This is a genomic window from Amycolatopsis anabasis (assembly GCF_009765355.1).
Taxonomy (GTDB): Bacteria; Actinomycetota; Actinomycetes; order Mycobacteriales; family Pseudonocardiaceae; genus Amycolatopsis; species Amycolatopsis anabasis.
This window is the reverse complement of sequence record NZ_VTHK01000005.1, coordinates 234,794-256,424: the sequence shown is the minus strand read 5'-3', so window position 1 is coordinate 256,424 and position 21,631 is coordinate 234,794. Positions and strand designations below refer to the sequence as shown.

The following is a 21,631-nucleotide window of genomic DNA, read 5'->3' as shown; positions in this document are numbered from 1 at the left end:
TTGACAGCGCGCCGCGCGGATCGCTATCACTGTCCGCAGGCTTGGTGCGCGACCACGCGCACCAGCACGGAGTCTGACAACGTTGTCAGACGGCTGGAGGGCGTGCGATGCGGACACCCAGGTGGCTGGCAGCGCTGGTCGTCGTGTTCTTCGCGGGATCGGTGGCACCCGCGCAGGCGGCGCCGGAACTCGAGCGGCGGCACGGCAACATCGACCTGGTCAACCCGTTGATCGGCACGGACGGCGAGAGCGCGACCGAGTACGGCGGGATGATCCCGAGCACCGCGCCGCCGTTCGCGATGACCCGCTGGTCGCCGATGACCCGGCAGAACTGGGTCAGCCGCCTCCCCTACCACCACGACGACACGAAGATCACCGGATTCATCGGCACCCACCAGCCCGCGATCTGGATGGGCGACTACGGGTATGTGGTCGGCATGCCGGGGATCGGGGACGTCAAGCCGACCATGGAGGCCCGGGGCCTGCCGTTCCGGCACGAGGACGAGCGCGCCAAACCCGACCGGTACTCGGTCGACCTGGACGCCGGGGGCGGGAAGAAGCTGCGGGCCGAGCTGACCGGGACCTCGCGGGTCGGGGTCATGCGGTTCAGCTACCCCCAGGGCGCGCCCGCGAACTTCGTGCTGGAGGCGACCCGGGCGGGGATCACCGGGAACGTCCGGATCGACCCGGCGCGGCGCGAGATCTCCGGCTACAACCCGGATCGCCAGGACAGCAAGCTCGGTCCGTTCAAGGCGCCGAACTTCAAGGGTTACTTCGTCGCGAGCTTCGACACCGGGTTCGACAGCTTCGGCACCTCGTCCGGGGGTGCCCTGCACGAGGGCGAAACAGGACGCACGGACCCGGCGGTCGGCGCGTTCGCCCGCTTCCCCGCGGGTACGCGGCAGGTGCAGGTCCGGATCGCGACCTCGTTCATCTCCGTCGAGCAGGCCAGGGAGAACCTGCGCCGGGAGGCGCCCGATCCGCGCTCGTTCGACCGGGTGGCGGCGCAGACCCGCGCGGCGTGGAGCGAGAAGCTGGACCGGGTCGCCATCGAGGGCGCCACGCCCGACCAGCTCGCGAACTTCTACACCGGCATGTTCCACGCGCTGCAGTACCCGTCGGAGATGTCGGAGTACGGCCGCTACTACAGCGCCTACGACGACCGGGTGCACCGCGGGGTGAGCTACACGAGCTACTCGCTGTGGGACACCTTCCGCGCCGAGAACGCCTTCCTGACCCTGTTCGCCCCGGAACGCGTCGACGACATGGTCACGTCGATGCTGCACGACTTCACCGAGGGCGGCTGGCTGCCGATGTGGAAGAACCCCGCCGAAACCAACATCATGGTCGGCACCAACGCCGACTCGATCATCGCCGAGGCGATCAACAAGGGTTTCACCGGTTTCGACCGCGAACTCGCCTACCGGGCCGTGTACAAGGACGCGATGACCCCGCCGGACCGCGACACCGAACTCCGCTACGCCGATCGCGAGGAAGGCACGCCGGTCGAGGCGCGGGCCGGGCTCACCTGGTACCAGGACAAGGGCTGGGTGGCCGCCGACCGCACCGCGGAAGCCGGTTCCCGGACGCTGGACTACGCCTACGAGGACTGGGCGGTCGCGCAGGTCGCCAAGGCGGTCGGCCGGACCGCGGACGCCGAGTTCTTCCTGCGGCGCAGCCAGAACTACCGCACCCTGTACAACGCCTCGACCGGCTTCATGCAGTCGCGCAACCTCGACGGCTCGTGGGCGAAGGGCGGCTGGACCGAGGGCGACGAGTGGGTCTACACCTTCGACGTGATGCACGACGTGCCCGGCCTGATCGACCTGATGGGCCGCGACCGGTTCTTGTCCACTTTGGACCGGCACCTCGCCGAGGGGCACAACAACCACACCAACGAGCCCAGCCACCACATCGCCTACCTGTACGACTACGCGGGTCAGGCGTGGAAGACGCAGGAACGCGTCCGGCAGATCGCGAAGAGCGACTACGCGAACCGCCCGGACGGGCTGAGCGGCAACGACGACTGCGGGCAGATGTCGTCCTGGTACCTGCTGTCCGCGATGGGCATCTACCCGGTGAACCCGGCTTCGGACCAGTACGCGATCGGCAGCCCGTTCTTCACCAAGGTCACCGTGCGGCTACCGGGACGACACCGGCCGCTGGTGATCTCCGCGCCCGGGAACTCGGACACGAACCAGTACGTCCAGGGCGTCCGGCTGAACGGGAAGCCCGTCACCAAGCCGTTCCTGAGCCACCGCGACCTCACCGGCGGCGGCGAACTGCGGTTCACCATGGGCCCGTCACCCCGTACCTAGGTGACGACTCGGCCCGAAAGCGCGCGCGCTTTCGGGCCGAGCGATCAGGCGTAGTGCACCGGGTAGTGCTTGATGCCGTTGAGCCAGCCGGAGCGGAGGCGGACCGGCTCACCGGCCTCGCGGATGCCGGGCATCTCGTCGGCGATCGCGTTGAAGATGAGGTCGATCTCCAGGCGGGCCAGGTTGGCGCCGATGCAGTAGTGCGAACCGGTGCCGCCGAAGCCGACGTGCGGGTTGTCCTCGCGCAGGATGTCGAACTTCTCCGGCTGGTCGAACACCTCGGGATCGAAGTTGGCCGAGCTGTAGAACATGCCGATCCGGTCGCCCTTGCGGATGTGCTGCCCGCCGAGCTCGGTGTCGGCGGTCGCGGTGCGCTGGAAGGCGACGACCGGGGTCGCCCAGCGGACGATCTCGTCCGGGGCGGTCTTCGGCCGCTTCTCCTTGTACAGCTCCCACTGGTCGGGGTGGTCGAGGAACGCCTTCATCCCGTGCGTGATGGCGTTGCGGGTGGTCTCGTTACCGGCCACCGCCAGCAGGATCACGAAGAAGCCGAACTCGTCGGAGGCCAGCGACTCACCGTCCACATCGGCCTGGACGAGTTTGGTCACGATGTCGTCCATCGGGCACTTGCGGCGTTCCTCGGCCATGTTCCAGGCGTAGCCCACCAGTTCCGCGGAGGCGGCGACCGGTTCGACGTCGTACTCGGGGTCGTCGTAGCCGATCATCTGGTTGGACCAGTCGAAGATCTTGAGCCGGTCCTCCTGCGGGATGCCGAGCAGTTCGGCGATCGCCTGCAGCGGCAGCTCGCACGCGACGTCGGCCACGAAATCCCCGGAGCCCTTCTTCCTGGCCTCGTGCACGATCTTCGCGGCGCGGTCGCGCAGCGCCTCCTCCAGCCTCGCGATCGCCCGCGGGGTGAACCCCTTCGAGACGATCCGGCGGAGCTTGGTGTGCTGCGGCGCGTCCATGTTGAGCAGGATGAGCCGGATGGCGTTCAACTGGTCCTCGGTCATGTCCTCGTCGAACCGGATGATCGCCGTCTTCTCCTGGGAAGAGAACAGCTGGCTGTCCCGGGAGACGGCCTTGACGTCCTCCAGCCGGGTCACCACCCAGTAGCCCTCGTCCCCGAACCCCGCGCGGTTGAGCGGCTGCGGGTTCCACCAGACCGGGGCGGTGCGGCGGAGCTCCGCGAACTCCTCCAACGGCAGCCGGGTGGCCAGCAGATCGGGATCCGTGAAGTCGAAGCCGGCAGGGATGAGCGGCGTTGCCACGGCTACCTCCATCGGTCGTCGGGTTGTCCGCACCCCACGCGTCAGTCGTGGAACACGTTCTAGACGCGATTAAAGCATACGGTGTTAACTAAGTGAAGAGCTTGAGTGAACCCCGTTTACTTGCTCGATTAGGATCTTGAAACTCCTGGTAGAACCACCGTCGCCGGAGAGTCACCAAATGGCGGTTGACCTGCGTCACACTTGCCCTGTTTTGTAACTTGTTCTAGTTTTGCGGTACTGGAACCCGGCCGCTGGACAAAGGAGACGAGCGTGCGCAATCCCGTCATCGTGGAGGCCGTGCGAACCCCGATCGGCAAGCGCCGGGGCTGGCTGTCCGGGCTGCACGCCGCCGAAATCCTGGGCGCGGCGCAGCTCGCGCTGCTGGAAAGGGCGGGGATCGATCCCGCGCTCGTCGAACAGGTCATCGGCGGGAGCGTCACCCAGGCGGGCGAGCAGGCCGGCAACATCTCCCGGACGTCCTGGCTGCACGCCGGTCTGGCGCAGACGACCGGCGCGACCACCATCGACGCGCAGTGCGGGTCCGCCCAGCAGGCCACGCATCTGATCGCCGGGCTGATCGCGACCGGCGCGATCGACGTCGGCATGGCCTGCGGGGTCGAGGCGATGAGCCGGGTGCCGCTCGGCGCGAACCGCGGCACCGACGCGGGCGCGCCGCGGCCGGATTCCTGGTCGATCGACATGCCCAACCAGTACGGGGCCGCCGAGCGGATCGCGGTGCGGCGCGGGATCACCCGCGACGACGTGGACCGGTTCGGCGCCGAGTCCCAGGCGAAGGCCGCCGCCGCGTGGGCCGAAGGCCGGTTCGACCGCGAGGTCGCGCCGGTGAAGGCGCCGGTGCTCGACGACGAGGGCAAGCCGACCGGGGAGACCAAACTGGTCGGCCGCGATCAGGGCCTGCGGGAGACCACCGCGGCGGGCCTGGCCAAGCTCAAGCCGGTGCTCGAGGGCGGCGTGCACACCGCGGGCACCTCCTCGCAGATCTCCGACGGCGCCGCCGCCGTGCTGCTGATGGAGGCCGACCGCGCCAAGGAACTCGGGCTGAAGCCGCGGGCGCGGATCGTCGCGCAGGCACTCGTCGGCGCCGAGCCGTACTACCACCTGGACGGCCCGGTGCAGTCCACCGAGCGGGTGCTCAAGCGCAGCGGCATGACCATCGCGGACCCGGATCTGTTCGAGATCAACGAGGCGTTCGCGTCGGTCGTGCTCTCGTGGCAGCAGGTGCACGAGCCCGACCCGGCGAAGGTGAACGTCAACGGCGGCGCCATCGCCCTGGGCCACCCGGTCGGCAGCACCGGCGCCCGGCTGATCACGACCGCGCTGCACGAACTCGAACGCCGGGACGCCTCCACCGCGCTGATCGCGATGTGCGCCGGTGGCGCGCTGTCCACCGCCACGATCATCGAACGGATCTGATCGCCTGTTCGGTTGTGGTGCTACTCGTCCAGCGGCATCGCCTCCTCCATGTAGCGCGCGAACCGTCGCAGGGGTTTGCCCGGATGCCAGAGTTCGATCAACGGCGCGTCCAGCTTCGGATCGATCGAGGTGCGGACAACCTCGTTGAGCCGCAACAGGAACAGATCGGACGGGCCGGGGACGGGCTCGTCGGTGGGCGCCTGGATCACCTCGGGATCGGTGACCTCGATCGCCACCCCGGAGAGCTTCGCGTCGCCCTTCTCCATCATCTCGGTTTCGGTGCCCGGGTTGGTGTGCAACGAATAGCGACCGTCGCGCCGGAGGTCGCGGGACTTCATCCCGCCGGACATCGCGCCCAGGACGAGGTCCGGCCCGAAGAAGTCCACCTCCGTGCCGCTCAGCCGCGGGCGGCCGTCCCTGCGGATGGTGCCCAGCACGTGGTGCTTGTACGCCCCGAGCCGCGCGCGAACCTTCGCCGCGAGCACGGGCTGTTCGCCCTCGAACTGCTGCCATGTGGTCATAGCCGCAGTGTCCTCCCGGGCACCGACAAAACCGATGAGCGTCCGGGAACGGAGTTCAGCGCGGCGGCTCGATGGCCCGGCCCAGGAGGGCGGCGAGCCGGTCGAGGGGCGAGGCGTGGCCGGGAACCGGTCGCGGCGGCGCGAACGGGCTCCGGTCCGGCGGGACGTCGGCGAGCTTGCCGCGGGTGAACTCCAGTCCCTGCTCGACGAGATCGTCCGGGAACCGGGGTTGCTGCCCGGTCGCCTGGGCGAGATCCCAGCCGTGCACGAGTTCCTCGACGGCGCGCAGATGCACCGCGGCGATGCCGGGCACCGGCCCGACGGGTACCTCGAACACGCGTTCCAGCACGCCCGGCTGCCGGAACGCGCCGAGCAGTTCTGCGGCGGCGCGCCGGTAGGTGGCCGCGGGGTCGTCACCGAGCGCGTCGCGGACCTTGGGGTCCAAGGCGCCGGGCGGGACAGCCGCTTCCCCGCGCAGGATGCCGGTGAACAAGCGGTTCCCGAGGACCAGGTGGTTGACCAGTTCCCGGACGGTCCACTCCGGACACGGGGTGGGGGAACTCCACTGGTCGTGCCGGACGGCGGCGACCAGGTCGCCCGTGGCGCCGAGGACCGTGGCGAGGCCGTCGACGGGTGCGGTGGTGGTTTTGTCGATCATCGCTGCTCTTCTCCGTAGGGTTGCGGTCGTTCGTTTGTTGAGACACCGTCGGCCCGCGAAACGGAACGGTGGGAGGATCCCGCGGTGAGTCAGGACACGCTGGACCGCGCGCGGGCCGGGGATGAGCAGGCGTTTCGCGAGCTGACCGACCCCTACCGGTGCGAACTTCAGTTGCATTGCTACCGGATTCTCGGGTCACTCGCCGACGCCGAGGACATGCTGCAGGAGACGTTGCTCGCGGCGTGGCGCGGCCTGGGCGGCTTCGCCGGCCGCGCGTCGCTGCGGACCTGGCTGTACCGCATCGCCACCAATCGCTGCCTCAACGCGCTGCGCGACGCCGGGCGGCGGCGACCACCCGAGCCGGTGCCGCCGTTCGAGGCGCCCGAGCCCACCCGCCGCGGCGACGTGACCTGGCTGCAGCCCTATCCGGACGCGATGCTGGAGCAGATCGCCGACCGGGCGCCGGAGCCCGAGGCCCGCTACCGCTCCAGGGAGGCGGTCGAGTTGGCGTTCGTCGCGGGGCTGCAGCACCTCCCGCCACGCCAAGCCGCCACCCTCGTGCTGCGTGACGTGCTCGGCTACTCCACCGCGGAGGTCGCGGCCATGCTGGACACCAGCGCGACCGCGATCAAAGGCGCCCTGCAACGTGCCCGCGAGCAGCTGCGGCGACAGCCCCTGGACCCCGAGCGCACGGCGCTTCCCGATTCGCCGCGCGAGCGGGACCTGACCCGGCGTTTCGCCGACGCGTTCACCACCGGGGACGTCGACGGCATCATCGCGCTGCTGACCGACGACGCGTGGCTGGCCATGCCACCGGCACCCCACGAATACCACGGCACAGCGGCGATCGCGGACTTCCTCGGCACGTTCACCGCCTGGCGCGGACGCCGGACCTTCCGGCTGGTCCCCACCTGGGCCAATACCCAGCCGGCGCTCGGCTGCTATCTCACCGAACCCGGCGAGCCGACCGCGCACCCGGCCGGGCTGCTCGTGCTCACCCTGCGCGAGGACCGGATCCTCGGCGTCACGTGGTTCCTCCACGACGGCTTGCTACACCGTTTCGGACTACCCGCGACCTGCGAGTCCGGGCCCTAGTTCGTGGTCACCGGCAGCGACGTGTAGCTGTGCAGCGCCAGTCCCTCCCGGAAGACCGGGGTGCCCGCGACCTCCAGACCCGGGAACCGGGACAGCAGCGCCGGGAAGGCGATCTGCGCTTCCAGCCGGGCCAGCGGCGCGCCGAGGCAGTAGTGCACGCCGCCGCCGAAGGAGAGCGGCGGTTCCTCGGCGCGGTCCAGCACCAGCCGATCGGGTTCGCGGAACACCGCGGGATCGCGGTTCGCCGCGCCGAGCAGGCCGATGACGCGTTGCCCTTCGGTGAAGGCGACCTCGGCGATGGTGAGATCGGCGGGGGCGCTGCGCGTGGACACCAGCTGCACGGGCGAGTCGTAGCGGAGCAGCTCTTCCACCGCGGGCGCGGCGAGTTCGGGTTCGGTGCGCAACCGCGCCGCCTGCTCGGGCGCCGCCAGCAGCGCGAGCAGCCCGTTCGCGAGCAGCCCGGTGGTGGTCTCGAAACCGGCGGCGAGCAGCAGCGCCGCCATGGTCACCAGTTCCTCGGCGTCCAGTGCTTCGGTGCCGTCCTGGGCCGCCACCAGCGCGGAGATCAGATCGTCGGCCGGTTCGGCGCGGCGCGCGGCGGCCAGTTCCGCGAGGTAGTCGCGGATGGTGACCGCCGCGGTGTCCGCCTGGTCGACCACGGCGGGGCGGAGATCGTCCAGCACCATGGTCCAGTCCCGGACGAGGGTCTGGAACATCGGCCGGTCCGCGGCCGGGATGCCGAGCAGTTCCCCGATCACGGTCACCGGCAGCGGAAACGCGAACTCGGTGACGAAGTCGGCCGTGCCCTCGAGCCGTTCGCACAGCTCGGCGGTGATCCGCTCGACGGCCGGGCGCAGTTCGGCGACCCGGCGGGCGGTGAACGCGGCGGAGACCAGGCGGCGCAACCGGGTGTGCACGGGCGGGTTGAGCACGAGGATGCTGGTGTACATCAGCCGCAGCGACGGCCGTTCCCGCCAGTTGTCGTGCCCGGCGCCGAGCAGGAGCAGTTCCGGCCTCTTCTCCAGCCGGTGATCGCGCACCAGCGCCGCGCACTGCCGGTATCCGGTGACCACCAGCCGCCCGTCCGGTGCGGTCACCGCGGGCCCCAGCGACCGCAGCCGCGCGTAGTGCGGGTACGGATCCGCCTTGCCCGCCGCCGTGTCCAGCGCCGCGAGCACCTCGCCGACGACGTCATGGTCCAGCCTGGTGGTCATGCTTTCCCCCTTCGGACGACCAGTCCAGGATGCCGTCGGGGACGCGGCGGTGGCTACCGCTGATCGCGGGAGGCGGGACTTGAGCACCACCACACGGGCCGGTGACCCGCCCTAACCGAACGGGTGGAATCGGCCCCTCGGCGCCGGAAGGGCGGGCAGTGTTGAGAAGTCTCCAGCCACCGCGGAAAGGATGCGTTCCCGATGCGCCTGCGCACCGCATTTCTCGCCCTCGCCAGTGCTTTCGCCCTGGTCTGCACGGTTTCCGGCACCGCGTTCGCAACCGAGGGCGAATTCATCTACCGCTACTACAACAAGGACGGAAACCTCGCAGTCGGTGGGCTGGTCGATCCGCCCAGCGGCAAATGCATCGAGATCCCCGAGGTCGCGGCGTTCCACAACGCGTACGCGTTTCGCCCGCGCAACAACACCCACTCGTCCGCGACGATGTTCAAGGACAGCGACTGCGAAGGCGACGCCTACTTCACCCTGAAGCCCGGCGGCAAGGCCTCGGACCGGCTCAAGCTGCGGTCCGTGGTCTTCAGCTAAGCTGTGCTTCTTAGTGCGCGCGTCCGGATTTGCGTAGCCAGGCCGTGACTCGCGCAGGTCTCTCACTTGGCGCAAGTCTGCGGCCTGCCTCCGCAAATCCGGGGCCTTCGGCCGAGGCGCGCGCCGGGTCGTCTCGAGCGGGGACACGCGGCTTTTGAAACACGTGCTAGGCCGGGGTGTAGGAGTACGGCGGATGCGGAACGGGAGCCTCGGCGACCAGTCGCTTGATCACCGGGCCGAGTTCGGCGGGCTCCCAGCGGGCGCCCTTGTCCTCGGCCGGTCCGTGCCGCCAGGACTGGGCGACCGACACCCGGCCACCGTCCACTTCGAACATCCGCCCGGTGACACCCGCCGATTCGGCGCTGCCCAGCCACACCACCAGTGGTGACACGTTTTCCGGTGCCATGGCGTCGAAACCGTCGTCCGGCACGGCCATGTCGTCGGCGAAGGCCTGCTCGGTCATCCGGGTCCGCGCGGCGGGCGCGATCGCGTTGACCGTCACCCCGTAGCGTTCGAACTCGGCGGCCTCGACCAGGGTCAGCCCGGCGATCCCGGCCTTCGCGGCGGAGTAGTTGCCCTGCCCGACGCAGCCCAGCAGCCCGGCGCCGGAACTGGTGTTGATCACGCGCGCGTCCGGGGTGCGGCCCGCCTTCGTCTCCGCGCGCCAGTACGCCACGGCATGCCGCGCCGTCGCCACATGTCCCTTGAGGTGCACGCGGATCACCGCGTCCCATTCCTCCTCGGCGAGGTTGACCAGCATCCGGTCCCGCAGGAAGCCCGCGTTGTTCACCAGGACGTCCAGGCGGCCGAACGAGTCCAGCGCGGTCTGCACCAGCCGTTCCGCACCGGCCCAGTCGGCGACGTCGTCGGTGTTCGCGACGGCCTTTCCGCCCAGCGCCTCGATCTCGGCGACCACGTCCTGCGCGGGCCCGCCGGAGCCGCCGCTGCCGTCGAGCGCGGCGCCGATGTCGTTGACCACGACGTGCGCACCCTCCCGGGCGAAGGCCAGCGCGTGTGCCCGGCCGATCCCCCGGCCCGCGCCGGTGACGATCACGACCCGGCCGGCTACGATTCCAGTCACGAATTCTCCTTATCGCCTTGTGCGGTGCTCGCCGCCAGGAAGGCCGGGCGTTCCCCGCCGCCGTGCACGGCCAGCGTCGCCCCGCTCACGTAGGAAGCCAACGGGGAAGCCAGGAACACCGCGCACGCGCCAACCTCTTCCGGTTCCGCCAATCGTCCTAACGGGACGGTCGCGCCGACGGCGGCCACTCCCGCCTCATCACCGTAGTGCAGTTCGGCCCGTTCCGTGCGCACCATGCCCACATCCAGGGCGTTGACCCGGACCTTGGGCGCCCATTCGACGGCGAGGCTCGCGGTCAGGTTGTCCAATCCGGCCTTCGCGGCCCCGTAGGAGGCCGTCCCCGGCGAGGGCCGGGTCCCGCTGACGCTGCTCACGTTCACGATCACGCCACCGGATTCCTGCTGCTGCATCACCGAGTTCGCGCGCTGCGCGACGGTCAGCGGGGCGAGCAGGTTCAACGCCACGATCTTCGCGTGGAACCGCGGCGACGCGGTCGCGGCCTCGGCGAACGGCGCCCCGCCCGCGTTGTTCACCACGACGTCCAGCCGCCCGTGCCGGTCGGCGAGATCGCCGATGAGCCGGTCGACCTGACTCGGTTCCCGCACGTCGCAGAGGGCGAAGGTGGCGGCGCTTTCCGCGACGCGCACCGGTTCGTCGGGCATCCCGCGGGCACAGGTGACCACGGTGGCCCCGGCGCGCAGGAAGGCCCGGGCGATCCCCGCGCCGACCCCGCGCACACCACCGGTGACCAGCACGACCGCACCTTCGAGGCGGAGTTCGAGCGCCACCGGCGCACCTCCTGACGACTCTGTACCCGGATCTGGGACCCTGCTAACGTACCAAGCAAGTGCTAGGTTTGGAAGCGAGGCAGCAAGTATGCCGATCACCGCGCACCACCCCGAGCCGGGCATCGCCGTGGTCACGGTCGACGCCCCGCCGGTCAACGCGCTCACCGTCCAGGGCTGGTTCGACCTCGCCGACGCGATCACCGCCGCCGGCCGGGATCCGGGCACGCACGTGGTCGTCCTGCGCGCGGAGGGCCGGGGCTTCAACGCGGGCGTGGACATCAAGGAGATCCAGCGCGACGAGGCGTATTCCGCGCTCATCGGCGCGAACCACGGCTGCGCGGCCGCGTTCTCCGCGGTCTACGACTGCGCGGTCCCGGTGATCGCCGCGGTGCAGGGATTCTGCCTCGGCGGCGGGATCGGCCTGGTCGGCAACGCCGATGTCGTGGTGGCCGCCGAGGACGCCACCTTCGGCCTGCCCGAGGTGGACCGCGGCGCGCTCGGCGCGGCCACCCACCTCGCCCGCCTGGTGCCCCAGCACCTGATGCGGGCGCTCTACTACACGGCCGCCACGATCGACGCGCACCAGTTGCACCACCACGGCTCGGTGTACCGGGTCGTCCCGCGCGCCGAACTGGACGAGGCCGCGCTCGCGGTGGCCCGGCAGATCGCCGCGAAGGACACCCGGGTGATCCGCGCCGCGAAGCAGGCCATCAACGGCATCGACACCCAGCCGGTGCACCGGAGCTACCGCTTCGAACAGGGCTTCACCTTCGAACTCAACCTCGCGGGCGTCTCCGACGCGGCACGCGAGGAGTTCATCAAGAACGGCAAGGGGAACTGATGGCGGACAAGCGCATGACGCCGGACGAGGTCGTCGCCGAACTCGCCGACGGGATGACCATCGGCATCGGCGGCTGGGGCTCCCGGCGCAAACCGATGGCACTGGTGCGGGCGATCCTGCGGTCGCCGCTGAAGAACCTGACCGTGGTCTCCTACGGCGGCCCGGACGTCGGCCTGCTGGCGTCGGCGGGCAAGATCCGGCGGCTGGTCTTCGGGTTCGTCACGCTCGATTCGATCCCGTTCGACCCGTGGTTCAACCGGGTCCGGGAATCGGGCGGGATCGAGGTGACCGAATACGACGAAGGCGTGTTCGGGACCGGGCTTTCCGCCGCGGCGCAACGGCTTCCGTTCCTGCCGACGCGGGCCGGGCTGGGTTCGGACGTGCTGCGGTTCAACCCGGAACTGCGCACCGTGCGCTCCCCGTACGGCGACGGCGAGGAACTGCTCGCCGTGCCCGCGCTGACCCTGGACGCGGCGCTGGTCCACCTCAACCGGGCGGATCAGCGCGGCAACGCCCAGTACCTCGGGCCGGATCCGTACTTCGACGATCTGTTCGCGCTCGCCGCGCGGAAGTGTTACGTGTCCGTGGAAAAGGTCGTGGACACCGCCGAACTGACCGCGACCGCCCCGGTGCAGAGCCTGCTGCTCAACCGCGCGAGCGTGCACGGCGTCTGCGAAACCCCGCACGGCGCGCATTTCACCACCGCGGCCCCGGACTACGGCCGGGACGAACGGTTCCAGCGGCACTACGCCGAATCGGCGAAGGATCCCGACGCGTGGCCGCGGTTCGTCGACCGGTTCCTGTCCGGCGACGAACGCCACTACCAGGCCGAGGTCGCGAAGTTCACCGAGGAGGCCGCATGACCAGCGTTACCCGCGCCGAGATCGCCGCCGTCGCCTGCGCCGAGTTGTTCCGCGGGGACGGCGAGATCGTGGCCAGCCCGATGGGCCTGCTGCCCTCGCTGGGCGCCCGGCTGGCCCGGCTGACGTTCGAACCGGATCTGCTGCTGTCCGACGGCGAGGCGTACCTGCTCGCCAACACCCCCGGGCTCGGCGCCGACGAGAAACCGGTCATCGAGGGCTGGCAGCCGTTCCGCAAGGTGCTGGACACCGTGGTGCCGCACGGGAAACGGCATGTCGTGATGGGCGCGAACCAGGTGGACCGGCACGGGAACCAGAACATCTCGGCGATCGGCGACCATGCCCGGCCGAAGAAACAGCTCCTCGGGGTGCGCGGCGGACCGGGCAACACGGTCAACCACCGCACCAGTTACTGGGTTCCCCGGCACAGCCGCCGGGTGTTCGTGGACCAGGTCGACGTGGTGTCCGGGGTCGGGTTCGCCCGCGCGAACGAGGCGGGCCCGTCCGCGTGGCGGTTCCACGACGTGCACCGGGTGGTGACGAACCTGGGCGTGCTCGACTTCGGCGGGCGCAACCGCGCGCCGCGCCTGCTGTCGGTGCATCCCGGCGTCTCGGTCGAGGAGGTCACCGAGGCCACCGGGTTCGCGCTGGAGACCCGGCACACCACCGAGACCCGGTTGCCGACCGACGAGGAACTCCACCTGCTGCGCGCGGTGCTCGACCCGAAGTCCTTGCGGGACAAGGAAGTTCCGGTATGACACTCAGTACCCCGCTCACCGGGTTGGTCGGTGTGCGGCATCCGGTGGTGCAGACCGGGATGGGGTGGGTCGCCGGGTCCCGCCTGGTCGCGGCGACCGCCGAAGCCGGTGGCCTCGGCATCCTGGCCTCGGCGACCATGACCTACGACGAACTCGAGGCCGCGGTCAAGGAGACCAAGGCGCGCACCGGCAACCCGTTCGGGGTGAACCTGCGGGCCGACGCCGAGGACGCCTCGCGCCGGATCGACCTGCTGATCCGCGAGAACGTGCGCGTCGCGTCCTTCGCGCTGGCCCCGCGCAAGGAGATGATCGCGCGGCTGAAGGACGCCGGGATCGTGGTCATCCCCTCGATCGGCGCCGCCCGGCACGCGGAGAAGGTCGCGAGCTGGGGCGCGGACGCGGTGATCGTGCAGGGCGGTGAGGGCGGCGGGCACACCGGCGGGGTGGCGACCACGCTGCTGCTGCCCTCGGTGCTGGACGCGGTGGACATCCCGGTGATCGCCGCGGGCGGTTTCTTCGACGGCCGGGGCCTGGCCGCGGCACTGGCCTACGGCGCGGCCGGGGTCGCGATGGGCACGAGGTTCCTGCTCACCAGGGAGAGCACCGTTCCCGACGAGGTCAAGCGGGCCTACCTCGAACGGTCGCTCACCGACACCGTGGTGACCCGCAAGGTCGACGGGCTGCCGCACCGGGTGCTGCGGACCGAACTGGTGGACGCGCTGGAACGCTCGGGCCCGGCCCGCGGGCTGGCCCACGCGGTCCGGAACGCGGTCCGGTTCCGGAAGCTCACCGGGCTGTCCTGGCGCGCGATGATCCGGGAGGGCATCGCGATGAAACGCGGCAACGAGCGCACCTGGTCGCAGGTGATCATGGCGGCGAACACCCCGATGCTGCTGCGCGCCGGGCTGGTCGGCGGGGACACCGGCGCCGGGGTGCTCGCGTCCGGGCAGGTGGTGGGCATGCTGGACGACCTGCCCGCGGTGGCCGATCTCGTCGAGGGGATCGTCGAGGATGCCTCGACCATCATCCAGCGTCTCGGGTCTCTCCGTGCTTGTGCTTGACTTCGGGGCGTGATCCCTGACAGCGAGTCTGCAGACTGGACTGAACCGGGTGAGAAGAGTGCTGGAACGCGCCCCGGCCGAAGGCCACGCGATCGGGACGGCGGGGCGCCAGAACAACGGAACGAGACAGACCCTGCCATGTCAAGCCCCGGCGGCACGAGCGCGTCCGCGCGTTCTCGGACAGGCACCGAGAACACCTGCGCGGTCTCCGATGCCGAACTGCACGTCCAGCGCAACGGGGATGGTCCGCCGCTGCTGCTGATCGCGGGCGGGCTCGGCGCCGGCGACAGTTTCCGCGCGCTCGCCCGGCAACTGGCCTCCGACTACACCGTGCTCACCTACGACCGCCGCGGGCATTTCCGCAGCACGGATCGGACAACCGGTCCGATTCCGGTCGCCCGGCACGCCGAGGACGCCCGGGCCGTGATCACGCATTTCGGCTACGAGCGGACGGACGTCTTCGGCACCAGTGCCGGCGCGCAGATCGCGCTGGAGCTCGCGGCCCGGTTCCCGGAGGCAGTCGACCGGATGATCGCCCACGAACCGCCCGCGATCCAGTTGCTGCCGGATGCCGAAGAGTGGGTGGCGTTCGGCGCCGAGCAGGTCAAGCGCAGCGAGAACGGCGACCTGCTGGGCGCTTTCCTGCAGTTCGTCGGCTCGCTCGCCGGGGCGGGCGTCCCGCAGCTGCGGCCGATCCGGCTGCCCAACGAGGACGACTGGAAGCTGCTGTTCACCCGGGAACTGATGTCGTTCTACGAGTACGAACCGGACGTGCCCGCGCTGCGCCGGGGCGGAGCGGACATCACGCTCGCCGCGGGCGAGGGCAGCCGCGGCTACTTCCACTACACCCCGGCGAAGATCCTGGCGCTGGAACTGGGCCTGCCGTTCGTGGAGGTGCCCGGGGCGCACCTGGCGCCGCAGCGCAATCCGTCGAAGTTCGCCGCGGTGATCCGGGATCTGCTGGTCACAACTGCCGGATGACCTGGCAGGGGTTCCCCGCCGCGAAGACCCGCGGCGGCAGGTCCCGGGTCACCACGCTGCCCGCGCCGACGACCGTGTTGTCGCCGACCGTCACCCCGGGGCAGACGATCACGCCGCCGCCGAACCAGACGTTGTCGCCGATGGTGATCGGTTTCGCGGTTTCCCAGCGCCGGCGCCGGAGTTCGTGGTCCTCCATCGGGTGCAGCGCGGTGAGCAGCTGCGCTCGCGGGCCGATCGACACGTCGTCGCCGATCCGGATCGGGGCGCAGTCGAGCAGGATCGCGTCGTAGTTGAGGAAGCTGTTCGAGCCGATCTCGATCAGGTAGCCGTAGTCGCACTGGAACCTGGGCATGACCCACGAACCGTCACCCAACCGGCCGAGGAGTTTGCGCAGCACGACCTCGCGGCGATCGGATTCCTCGGCCGTGGTCGCGTTGAACTCGTCGAGCAGCGCCTGCGCGCGCCGCCGCTCGGCGACGAGTTCCGGGTCGTTGTCGCGGTACAATTCGCCACGCAGCATGCGTTCCTTGTGCTCACCCATGCGCCCGAGGCTAGCGGCACAAGACCCGCCGAAACGGTCACGACCGGCAAGCCGCGCCGGACTTCGCCGACCCTTGGCCGCGGGGCCGGATCCGGCGAACACCTCCTCGGCCGCCAAGCCGGAGATGACCGTCGGCATCAGGCCCCTGCCCCGGTAGCCGGGGCGGGAAAGCGCGCTCACGAAGCGCGGTGCGGGGATCGCACACGTCGGTCACCTCCTCGTTCTGGTCGACCTGTCGCTGAGACGTGCGTCACCGGGGATCGGTTGCGACTTCTTCGGAAACGAGTCGCGCCCACGGTCGTTCGTCCGGTATCTCCCGTTCGCTCCAGCCGCGGGGCCAGACGCGGCGGACTTCCTTGTCCGTCCTGGTCAGCGCCCCCGCGAGGACGGCCGGGGTGGTGGTGCCGAATTCGACCTGGCCTTCGAACCTGGCGCCGCGGAACGGTTTCTCCCGGGTGTCGAAGGTGACCCGGCGGAAGTCGGCGAGGCCGAGGAAGCGCGCGTCGCGGAAGTCCGCGGTCTCCTCGACGGTCGCCCCGCGGAAGGTCGCCGGGCCGACGAACGTGGTCCCGATGAACAGCGCCGACTTGCACACGCAGTGGGTGAGCGTGAACTTCTCCAGGTTCGCGCCGGACAGGTCGAGCTCGATCCCCGGCCAGTGCGACGTTTCGTCCTCGGGCCGCAGGTGCCGGGTCAGCAACCGCTGCGCGGCCTGGCGGACCTCCCATTCCTCCGCGCGGTGCACCGACCGCATCCGCGGCGGCGCGCTGGCGGCGGGGGCCGAGGGCCGGGCGGGCATCCGGAGGTAGGCGCACACCAGGTTGACGATGGTCTGCCGGTGCGCGGGATTGCCCTGGGCGAGGCGTTCCAGCGCGTACAGCCCGGCCAGCCGGACGGCGGCCTTGTCGCTGCCGAGCTGATCGGCCGCCTTGCCGTACAGCTCGGTGACCCGGCGTTCGGTGGCGTCGTGGTCCTTCTGCTTGACGTCCAGTTCGGTGGCGCGCTGGCGCCGGGCGGCGAGCAGCAGGGCGGCCGCGCCGCCGGTGCCGACCACGATGCTCGCCGCCGTGCGAATGACGTCGAGTCGAATCGAGTCACGCGTCTCGCCGGTGCCGAGCGTGGTCCACAGCAGCGCCACGGCGAACCCGGCGACGCAGAGGAGCCCGGCCGACCACACCAGGATCGTCGTGGTGGAAAGGACCTGGTGTACCTCGGTTTCGCGTCTCGCCACTGAGCCCCGCCCGCGTCCGCCTTCCGCTTTCGGTAGTCGGATGGTAGCTCAACGCGAAAGATCCTCAGTCTTCTTTCGGTTCCCGGACCGTGACCCGCACGCCGTCCTTCCACACCTCCCGGATGTTCTCGCCGAGCGCGGACAGGTCGTAGGCGTCCCCGGAAACGACCACCAGATCGGCGCGCCGGCCCGGGGCGAGCACGCCGAGATCGTCGTAGCCGAGCAGCTCCGCGGCCGACGAGGTGGTCGCCGCGAGCACCTCGCCCGGGGTCATCCCGGCGGCGGCCATCAGCGGCAGTTCGTCGAGGTTCGTCCCGTGCGGGCCGACCCCGCTGTCGGTGCCCATCGCGATCTTGACCCCGGCGGCCACCGCGCGCCGCATGGAGTCGGCGTGGATCTCCACGACCTCCTCGGCCTTGCGCACCACCGAAGCGGGCAGCGTCGCACCGGCCCGCGCCGCGCGGATCACGTTCACCGGCGCGACCAGCGTGGGCACCAGCCAGGTGCCGCGCGCCAGCATCAGGTCGATGGCCTCGTCGTCGAGGTAGATGCCGTGCTCGATGGACCGGATCCCGGCCCGCACCGCGTTCTTGATCCCTTCCGAGCCCTGGGCGTGCGCCATCACGTGCCGCCCCTGCATCGCGGCCTCGGCGACCAGGACGTCCAGTTCCTCCAGCGAGAACTGGGAATGCCGCGGATCGTCGCGGGGTGAGAGCACACCGCCGGTGGTGCACACCTTGAGCACCTCGGCCCCGGCCCGCAGCAGGGCCCGGGCCGCCTTGCGCATCTCGTCCGGCCCGTCCACCAGCGCGCTCGGCCGTCCCGGATGGGGCAGCGAAAGCGGCACGCAGTGGCCGGACGGCAGCCAGCCGTCGCCGTGGCCGCCGGTCTGGCTGATCAGGCTGATCGAGATCTGCAGCCGCGGCCCCGGGATCAGCCCGTCCTCGACGGCCTGCTTGATGCCGAGGTCCGCGCCGGCGGCGTCCCGGACGGTCGTGATGCCCAGGCGCAGGGTGCGCCACAGGTTCCGGGCGGCCTCGTAGAACTGGTACGAGAACGGCTTCTCGACGCGTTGCAGCAGGCCGATCTGGGAGACCGTGACGTGGACGTGGCAGTCGAACAGGCCGGGGAGCAGGGTCATCCCGGCGCAGTCGACGACCTCGTCGCCGTCCAGTCCGGTGCCCACCTCCAGGATCCGGCCGTCGGCGACCAGCACGTCGGCGGGCGCGGGATCGGCGCCGGTGCCGTCGAAAACCAGGCCACCGGCGAAAACGGTACGAGTCATGCTGTGCCCTCCGCGGCTTCGCGCGCGTCCGCGATCGTGTCGCCAGGGCGCGACTTGAGAGCGCATCGAACGTCGATGGGCAGGGCGCCCTGCCGCCCCGACTCGTGCTGATGGCGCCTCGGCGGGAAAGAGTGCCTCGGCGCTGGGGCCTGACGGCCGGGGCGCGCCCTGTGGTCAACTCGAGTGCCGCGACTCGCCATTGAGAGACTCATGCGTTCACCGTCGCAGGTTCGCCTTCGGCGGGTACCGGCGACCTGCCGGTGGCCCGTTCGACGGCCGCGGCGATCGCGAGCACGACGACGTTCACCGCGAGCCCGACCAGTCCGGCGTTGAAGTGCCCGACCAGTCCGGGGTCGACGAAGGTCAGCCAGACCACCACGGCCTCCCCGGCGATCAGCCCGAGCAGCACCGGCATCTTGGTGACCACCTTGCGCCGCAGGAAGCCCAGCGCGTTGGCCGGGGCGAGCTGCACGGTGCCGCTGAAGGTGAGCAGCAGCAGGTTCGCCAGCAGATCGGGGCGGAAGATGCCGAGCAGCAGGGCCAGCGCGCACGCGCCCACCACGGTGCCGTGGTTGATCCAGAACTGCGTGCGCTCGTTGCGGACCCGGGCGATGTTCCGGGCCACCAGCGAGGAGATGCCGATGAGGATGCCCGCCGCGGGCACCATCGCGGTGGCGATCGCGGCGACCACCACGAGCCCGGTCGCCCACGGCGGCAGCACCTGCTTGCTCAGCGTGAGCAGGACGCCGTTGGAGTTCGTTTCCTTGGGCAGCACCAGAACCGCGGCGAAACCGACGATCATCGGCAGCATCAGGCAGATCTCGTAGAGCGGCATCCAGGTGTAGTTGCGGCGCAGCACCTTCGGGTCGCGCGCGGACATCACCGCGGGCCAGGTCTGCGGCAGCGTCATCAGACCGACCCCGATCGCGCTGACCAGCATGCTGGTGGTGAACCAGGTGAGATCGTTCGTTCCGGAGTGGACGGTCAGCAGCTGCGGCCGCAGTTCGGCGACCCGGTGGAACATCGCGGAGATCCCGCCCGCGAAGTGCGTGGGGATCGCGATCATCAGCACCACCAGGACGACCAGCATGATCGCGTCCTTGAAGTACGAGGTGGTCGCCACGCCGCGCAGCCCGGCCCACAGCACGAACGCCACCACCAGCAGCGAGCCGACCACCATGGACAGCGTGCTGGACGCGGCGTCCCCGGTGACCAGTTTGACGATCAGGCCGAGGCCGGTGATCTGCAACTGCAGGTACGGCAACACGAACAGGACGCCGAGGACGGCGGAAACGGTGCCGAGGAGGCGGCTGTCGTAGCGGTCCTCGAGGAAGTCGCCCTGGGTCAGGTAACCGCGCCGCTTGCCGAGCGACCAGAGCCGCTTGGCCAGGAAGAACAGCACGATGTACCCGATCGGGACGTACGGCAGCGCGTACATCGCGGCCACCCCGCCGCTGAACGCCAGGCCCGCCATGCCGAGGAAGGTGAAGGTGGTGAACACCTCCCCGGCCTGCAGGAACCACATCGCCATCGCGCCGAACTTGCGCCCGCCGACCGTCCACTCGGCGAGGTCCGCCGCCGGTTTGCGGCGGCCGAGGAAACCGAGGACGCCGATCAGCACGATGCCCGCGAAGGTGAAGACGAGGGTCGTGGTCATCGATCCTCCTCCTCGCGGGCCATCAGCTTCTCGGCGACGAGCAGGGCGGGCGTGCACGCCAGGCACCAGGCGCCGCCCCAGACGAGCATGCGGGGCAGGCCCAGCCACAGGCCGGGTGCGTTGACGAACGGCAGGAACGGCATGAGGATCAGCGCGAGGGCCGGGATCGCGGGAACCAGGTGGTACGGGCGCACGGGCGCATCCCTTCTACGTGGATTCAGGCGAGCGCGAGCCGCCGGGTGGCCAGTTCGGCGAGCAGGGCGGCGCCGTCGGCGAGCACGCCGTCGTCGAAGGTCGCGAGCGGGGAATGGTTGGTGGGCGCGGAATCCGGGTCGTCGGCCTGGGTCGCGCCGAGGAACACGAACGCCCCGGGAACCGCGTTGAGCACGCGGGAGAAGTCCTCGGAGCCGGTCATCGGATGCGGCAGGTCGACAAAGCGCTCCTCGCCGAAGACCTCGCGCACGGTCGAGGCGACGAACTCGTGCCCGTCGGCGTGGTTGACCGTCACCGGGTACTCGGTCTCGTAGCTGACCTCGACCTCGAGCCCGTGCGCCGCGGCGATGTCCTGGCACAGCTTGACCGCGTGCTCGCGCAGCCGTTCCCGCGCTTCGACCGAGAACGAGCGGACCGTCGCCTCGAAGGTGGCTTCCTCGGGGATGATGTTGCGCTTGGTGCCCGCGTGGAAGGTGCCGACGGTGACCACGACCGGGTCGAACACGTCGAACCGGCGGGAGACCATGGTCTGCAGCCCGGTGACCATCTCGCAGGCCGCGGGAACCGGGTCGAGCGCGCGGTGCGGCTGTGACCCGTGGCCGCCCGCGCCGACGACCCGGACGAACAGCCCGTCGGAGGCGGCCATCAGCGGTCCCGGGCGGCAGACGAACGTCCCGGCGGGGAACATCGACGAGGTCACGTGCAGCCCGTAGGCCGCGTCCACCGGACGACCCGCGGCTTCCAGCACGCCCTCGTTGATCATGTGGCCCGCGCCGTCGAAGCCCTCCTCGCCCGGCTGGAACATGAACACGATGTCGCCCGCGAGGTCGGCCTGCCGGGCGGACAGCAGCTGCGCGGCGCCGACCAGGCCCGCGGTGTGCAGGTCGTGGCCGCAGGCGTGCATGACGCCGTCGAGGCGCGAGGTGAAGTCCTCGCCGGACCGTTCGGCGACCGGCAACGCGTCCATGTCCCCGCGCAGCAGGACCGCGGGGCCGGGTTTGCCGCCGCGCAGCACCGCGGTGACCGAGGACAGGCTCTTGCCGGTGGTGATCTCCAGGGGCAGCCCGTCGAGGGCGCCGAGCACCTTGTCCTGCGTCCGCGGCAGGTGCAGGCCGACCTCGGGTTCCTGGTGCAGGGCACGGCGCAGTCGCGCCAGGTCACCGGACAGTTCCGCCGCGTCTTCGCGCAAAGTCATGGGGCTCCTTCTCCGATTGTCGACCTATGCTTGGTCAGCGATGATCCAGTTGCCGAGCACCCGGACCGCCGGAATCCATGGA

At 70.5% G+C, this 21,631-nt stretch carries 21 protein-coding genes; 9 read left to right on the top strand and 12 right to left on the bottom strand.

The annotated features are described in order from the left end of the window. Window positions 1-107: 107 nt before the first annotated feature. Window positions 108-2,318, top strand: a complete 2,211-nt coding sequence (locus tag FXO23_RS09315; RefSeq protein WP_158882941.1) for a GH92 family glycosyl hydrolase — start codon at window positions 108-110, stop codon at window positions 2,316-2,318. A 44-nt stretch (window positions 2,319-2,362) separates the two neighbouring features. On the opposite strand, the gene FXO23_RS09310 is transcribed toward FXO23_RS09315, so the two are convergent. Continuing rightward, window positions 2,363-3,589 (bottom strand): cytochrome P450, encoded by a 1,227-nt coding sequence (locus FXO23_RS09310; protein WP_179956725.1) that lies wholly within the window; start codon window positions 3,587-3,589, stop codon window positions 2,363-2,365. Window positions 3,590-3,859: 270 nt separating this feature from the next. Between FXO23_RS09310 and FXO23_RS09305 the strand changes: the two genes are divergently transcribed. Further along, window positions 3,860-5,023, top strand: a complete 1,164-nt coding sequence (locus FXO23_RS09305) for a steroid 3-ketoacyl-CoA thiolase (RefSeq protein ID WP_158882937.1) — start codon at window positions 3,860-3,862, stop codon at window positions 5,021-5,023. Window positions 5,024-5,043: 20 nt separating this feature from the next. Here FXO23_RS09305 and FXO23_RS09300 read toward each other — a convergent pair whose 3' ends face one another. Together FXO23_RS09300 and FXO23_RS09295 are read right to left on the bottom strand one after the other, a co-directional pair. Continuing rightward, on the bottom strand, window positions 5,044-5,544 hold the full coding sequence (locus tag FXO23_RS09300; RefSeq protein WP_158882935.1) for a pyridoxamine 5'-phosphate oxidase family protein: 501 nt from the start codon (window positions 5,542-5,544) through the stop codon (window positions 5,044-5,046). A gap of 55 nt (window positions 5,545-5,599) precedes the next feature. Beyond that, window positions 5,600-6,202, bottom strand: a complete 603-nt coding sequence (locus tag FXO23_RS09295; protein WP_158882933.1) for a TIGR03086 family metal-binding protein — start codon at window positions 6,200-6,202, stop codon at window positions 5,600-5,602. Window positions 6,203-6,286: 84 nt separating this feature from the next. Between FXO23_RS09295 and FXO23_RS09290 the strand changes: the two genes are divergently transcribed. Further along, complete coding sequence (locus FXO23_RS09290) at window positions 6,287-7,297, top strand: RNA polymerase subunit sigma-70 (RefSeq protein WP_158882931.1); 1,011 nt, start codon at window positions 6,287-6,289, stop codon at window positions 7,295-7,297. On the opposite strand, the gene FXO23_RS09285 is transcribed toward FXO23_RS09290, so the two are convergent. After that, complete coding sequence (locus FXO23_RS09285; RefSeq protein ID WP_158882929.1) at window positions 7,294-8,511, bottom strand: cytochrome P450; 1,218 nt, start codon at window positions 8,509-8,511, stop codon at window positions 7,294-7,296. The genes FXO23_RS09290 and FXO23_RS09285 overlap by 4 nt on opposite strands. A gap of 201 nt (window positions 8,512-8,712) precedes the next feature. Here FXO23_RS09285 and FXO23_RS09280 point away from each other — a divergent pair, with 201 nt between their 5' ends. Continuing rightward, entirely contained in the window at window positions 8,713-9,057 is a 345-nt protein-coding gene (locus FXO23_RS09280; protein WP_158882927.1) for a hypothetical protein, read from the top strand. Window positions 9,058-9,223: 166 nt separating this feature from the next. On the opposite strand, the gene FXO23_RS09275 is transcribed toward FXO23_RS09280, so the two are convergent. Then, a complete protein-coding gene (locus tag FXO23_RS09275; RefSeq protein WP_158882925.1) occupies window positions 9,224-10,138 on the bottom strand; it encodes an SDR family oxidoreductase in 915 nt (304 codons plus the stop codon). Further along, window positions 10,135-10,926 carry an SDR family oxidoreductase gene (locus tag FXO23_RS09270; protein WP_158882923.1) on the bottom strand — a complete coding sequence of 264 codons (792 nt, stop codon included), beginning with the start codon at window positions 10,924-10,926 and terminating at the stop codon, window positions 10,135-10,137. Before FXO23_RS09270 ends, FXO23_RS09275 begins: the two co-directional genes overlap by 4 nt. Before the next feature lie 88 nt (window positions 10,927-11,014). On the opposite strand from FXO23_RS09270, the gene FXO23_RS09265 reads away from it, so the two are divergent. The 5 genes from FXO23_RS09265 to FXO23_RS09245 all read left to right on the top strand — a co-directional run bounded on the left by FXO23_RS09265 (window position 11,015) and on the right by FXO23_RS09245 (window position 15,427). Next, a complete protein-coding gene (locus tag FXO23_RS09265) occupies window positions 11,015-11,767 on the top strand; it encodes an enoyl-CoA hydratase family protein (protein WP_158882921.1) in 753 nt (250 codons plus the stop codon). Continuing rightward, window positions 11,767-12,630, top strand: a complete 864-nt coding sequence (locus tag FXO23_RS09260) for a CoA transferase subunit A (RefSeq protein WP_158882919.1) — start codon at window positions 11,767-11,769, stop codon at window positions 12,628-12,630. Before FXO23_RS09265 ends, FXO23_RS09260 begins: the two co-directional genes overlap by 1 nt. Next, a complete protein-coding gene (locus FXO23_RS09255) occupies window positions 12,627-13,385 on the top strand; it encodes a CoA-transferase subunit beta (RefSeq protein ID WP_158882917.1) in 759 nt (252 codons plus the stop codon). The genes FXO23_RS09260 and FXO23_RS09255 overlap by 4 nt, the downstream gene beginning before the upstream one ends. Then, window positions 13,382-14,446, top strand: a complete 1,065-nt coding sequence (locus FXO23_RS09250) for an NAD(P)H-dependent flavin oxidoreductase (RefSeq protein ID WP_158882915.1) — start codon at window positions 13,382-13,384, stop codon at window positions 14,444-14,446. Before FXO23_RS09255 ends, FXO23_RS09250 begins: the two co-directional genes overlap by 4 nt. Before the next feature lie 138 nt (window positions 14,447-14,584). Then, window positions 14,585-15,427: an alpha/beta fold hydrolase gene (locus FXO23_RS09245; protein ID WP_158882913.1), complete on the top strand. Its 843-nt coding sequence runs from the start codon at window positions 14,585-14,587 to the stop codon at window positions 15,425-15,427. Here FXO23_RS09245 and FXO23_RS09240 read toward each other — a convergent pair. From FXO23_RS09240 to FXO23_RS09215, 6 genes are all read right to left on the bottom strand, one after another. Beyond that, on the bottom strand, window positions 15,411-15,968 hold the full coding sequence (locus FXO23_RS09240) for a sugar O-acetyltransferase (RefSeq protein WP_158882911.1): 558 nt from the start codon (window positions 15,966-15,968) through the stop codon (window positions 15,411-15,413). The two genes, FXO23_RS09245 and FXO23_RS09240, sit on opposite strands and share 17 nt — an antisense overlap. Window positions 15,969-16,218: 250 nt before the next feature. Beyond that, entirely contained in the window at window positions 16,219-17,199 is a 981-nt protein-coding gene (locus FXO23_RS09235) for a pentapeptide repeat-containing protein (RefSeq protein WP_158882909.1), read from the bottom strand. Window positions 17,200-17,263: 64 nt separating this feature from the next. Beyond that, entirely contained in the window at window positions 17,264-18,484 is a 1,221-nt protein-coding gene (locus FXO23_RS09230; RefSeq protein ID WP_158882907.1) for a metal-dependent hydrolase family protein, read from the bottom strand. 208 nt (window positions 18,485-18,692) lie between these two features. Next, the gene (locus FXO23_RS09225; RefSeq protein WP_158882905.1) at window positions 18,693-20,141 is read right to left on the bottom strand and encodes a sodium:solute symporter family protein; all 1,449 of its coding nucleotides are present in this window, start codon (window positions 20,139-20,141) and stop codon (window positions 18,693-18,695) included. Continuing rightward, window positions 20,138-20,335 carry a hypothetical protein gene (locus tag FXO23_RS09220; protein WP_158882903.1) on the bottom strand — a complete coding sequence of 66 codons (198 nt, stop codon included), beginning with the start codon at window positions 20,333-20,335 and terminating at the stop codon, window positions 20,138-20,140. The genes FXO23_RS09225 and FXO23_RS09220 overlap by 4 nt, the downstream gene beginning before the upstream one ends. 23 nt (window positions 20,336-20,358) lie before the next feature. Continuing rightward, on the bottom strand, window positions 20,359-21,549 hold the full coding sequence (locus FXO23_RS09215) for a M20 metallopeptidase family protein (protein ID WP_158882901.1): 1,191 nt from the start codon (window positions 21,547-21,549) through the stop codon (window positions 20,359-20,361). Window positions 21,550-21,631 lie beyond the last annotated feature (82 nt).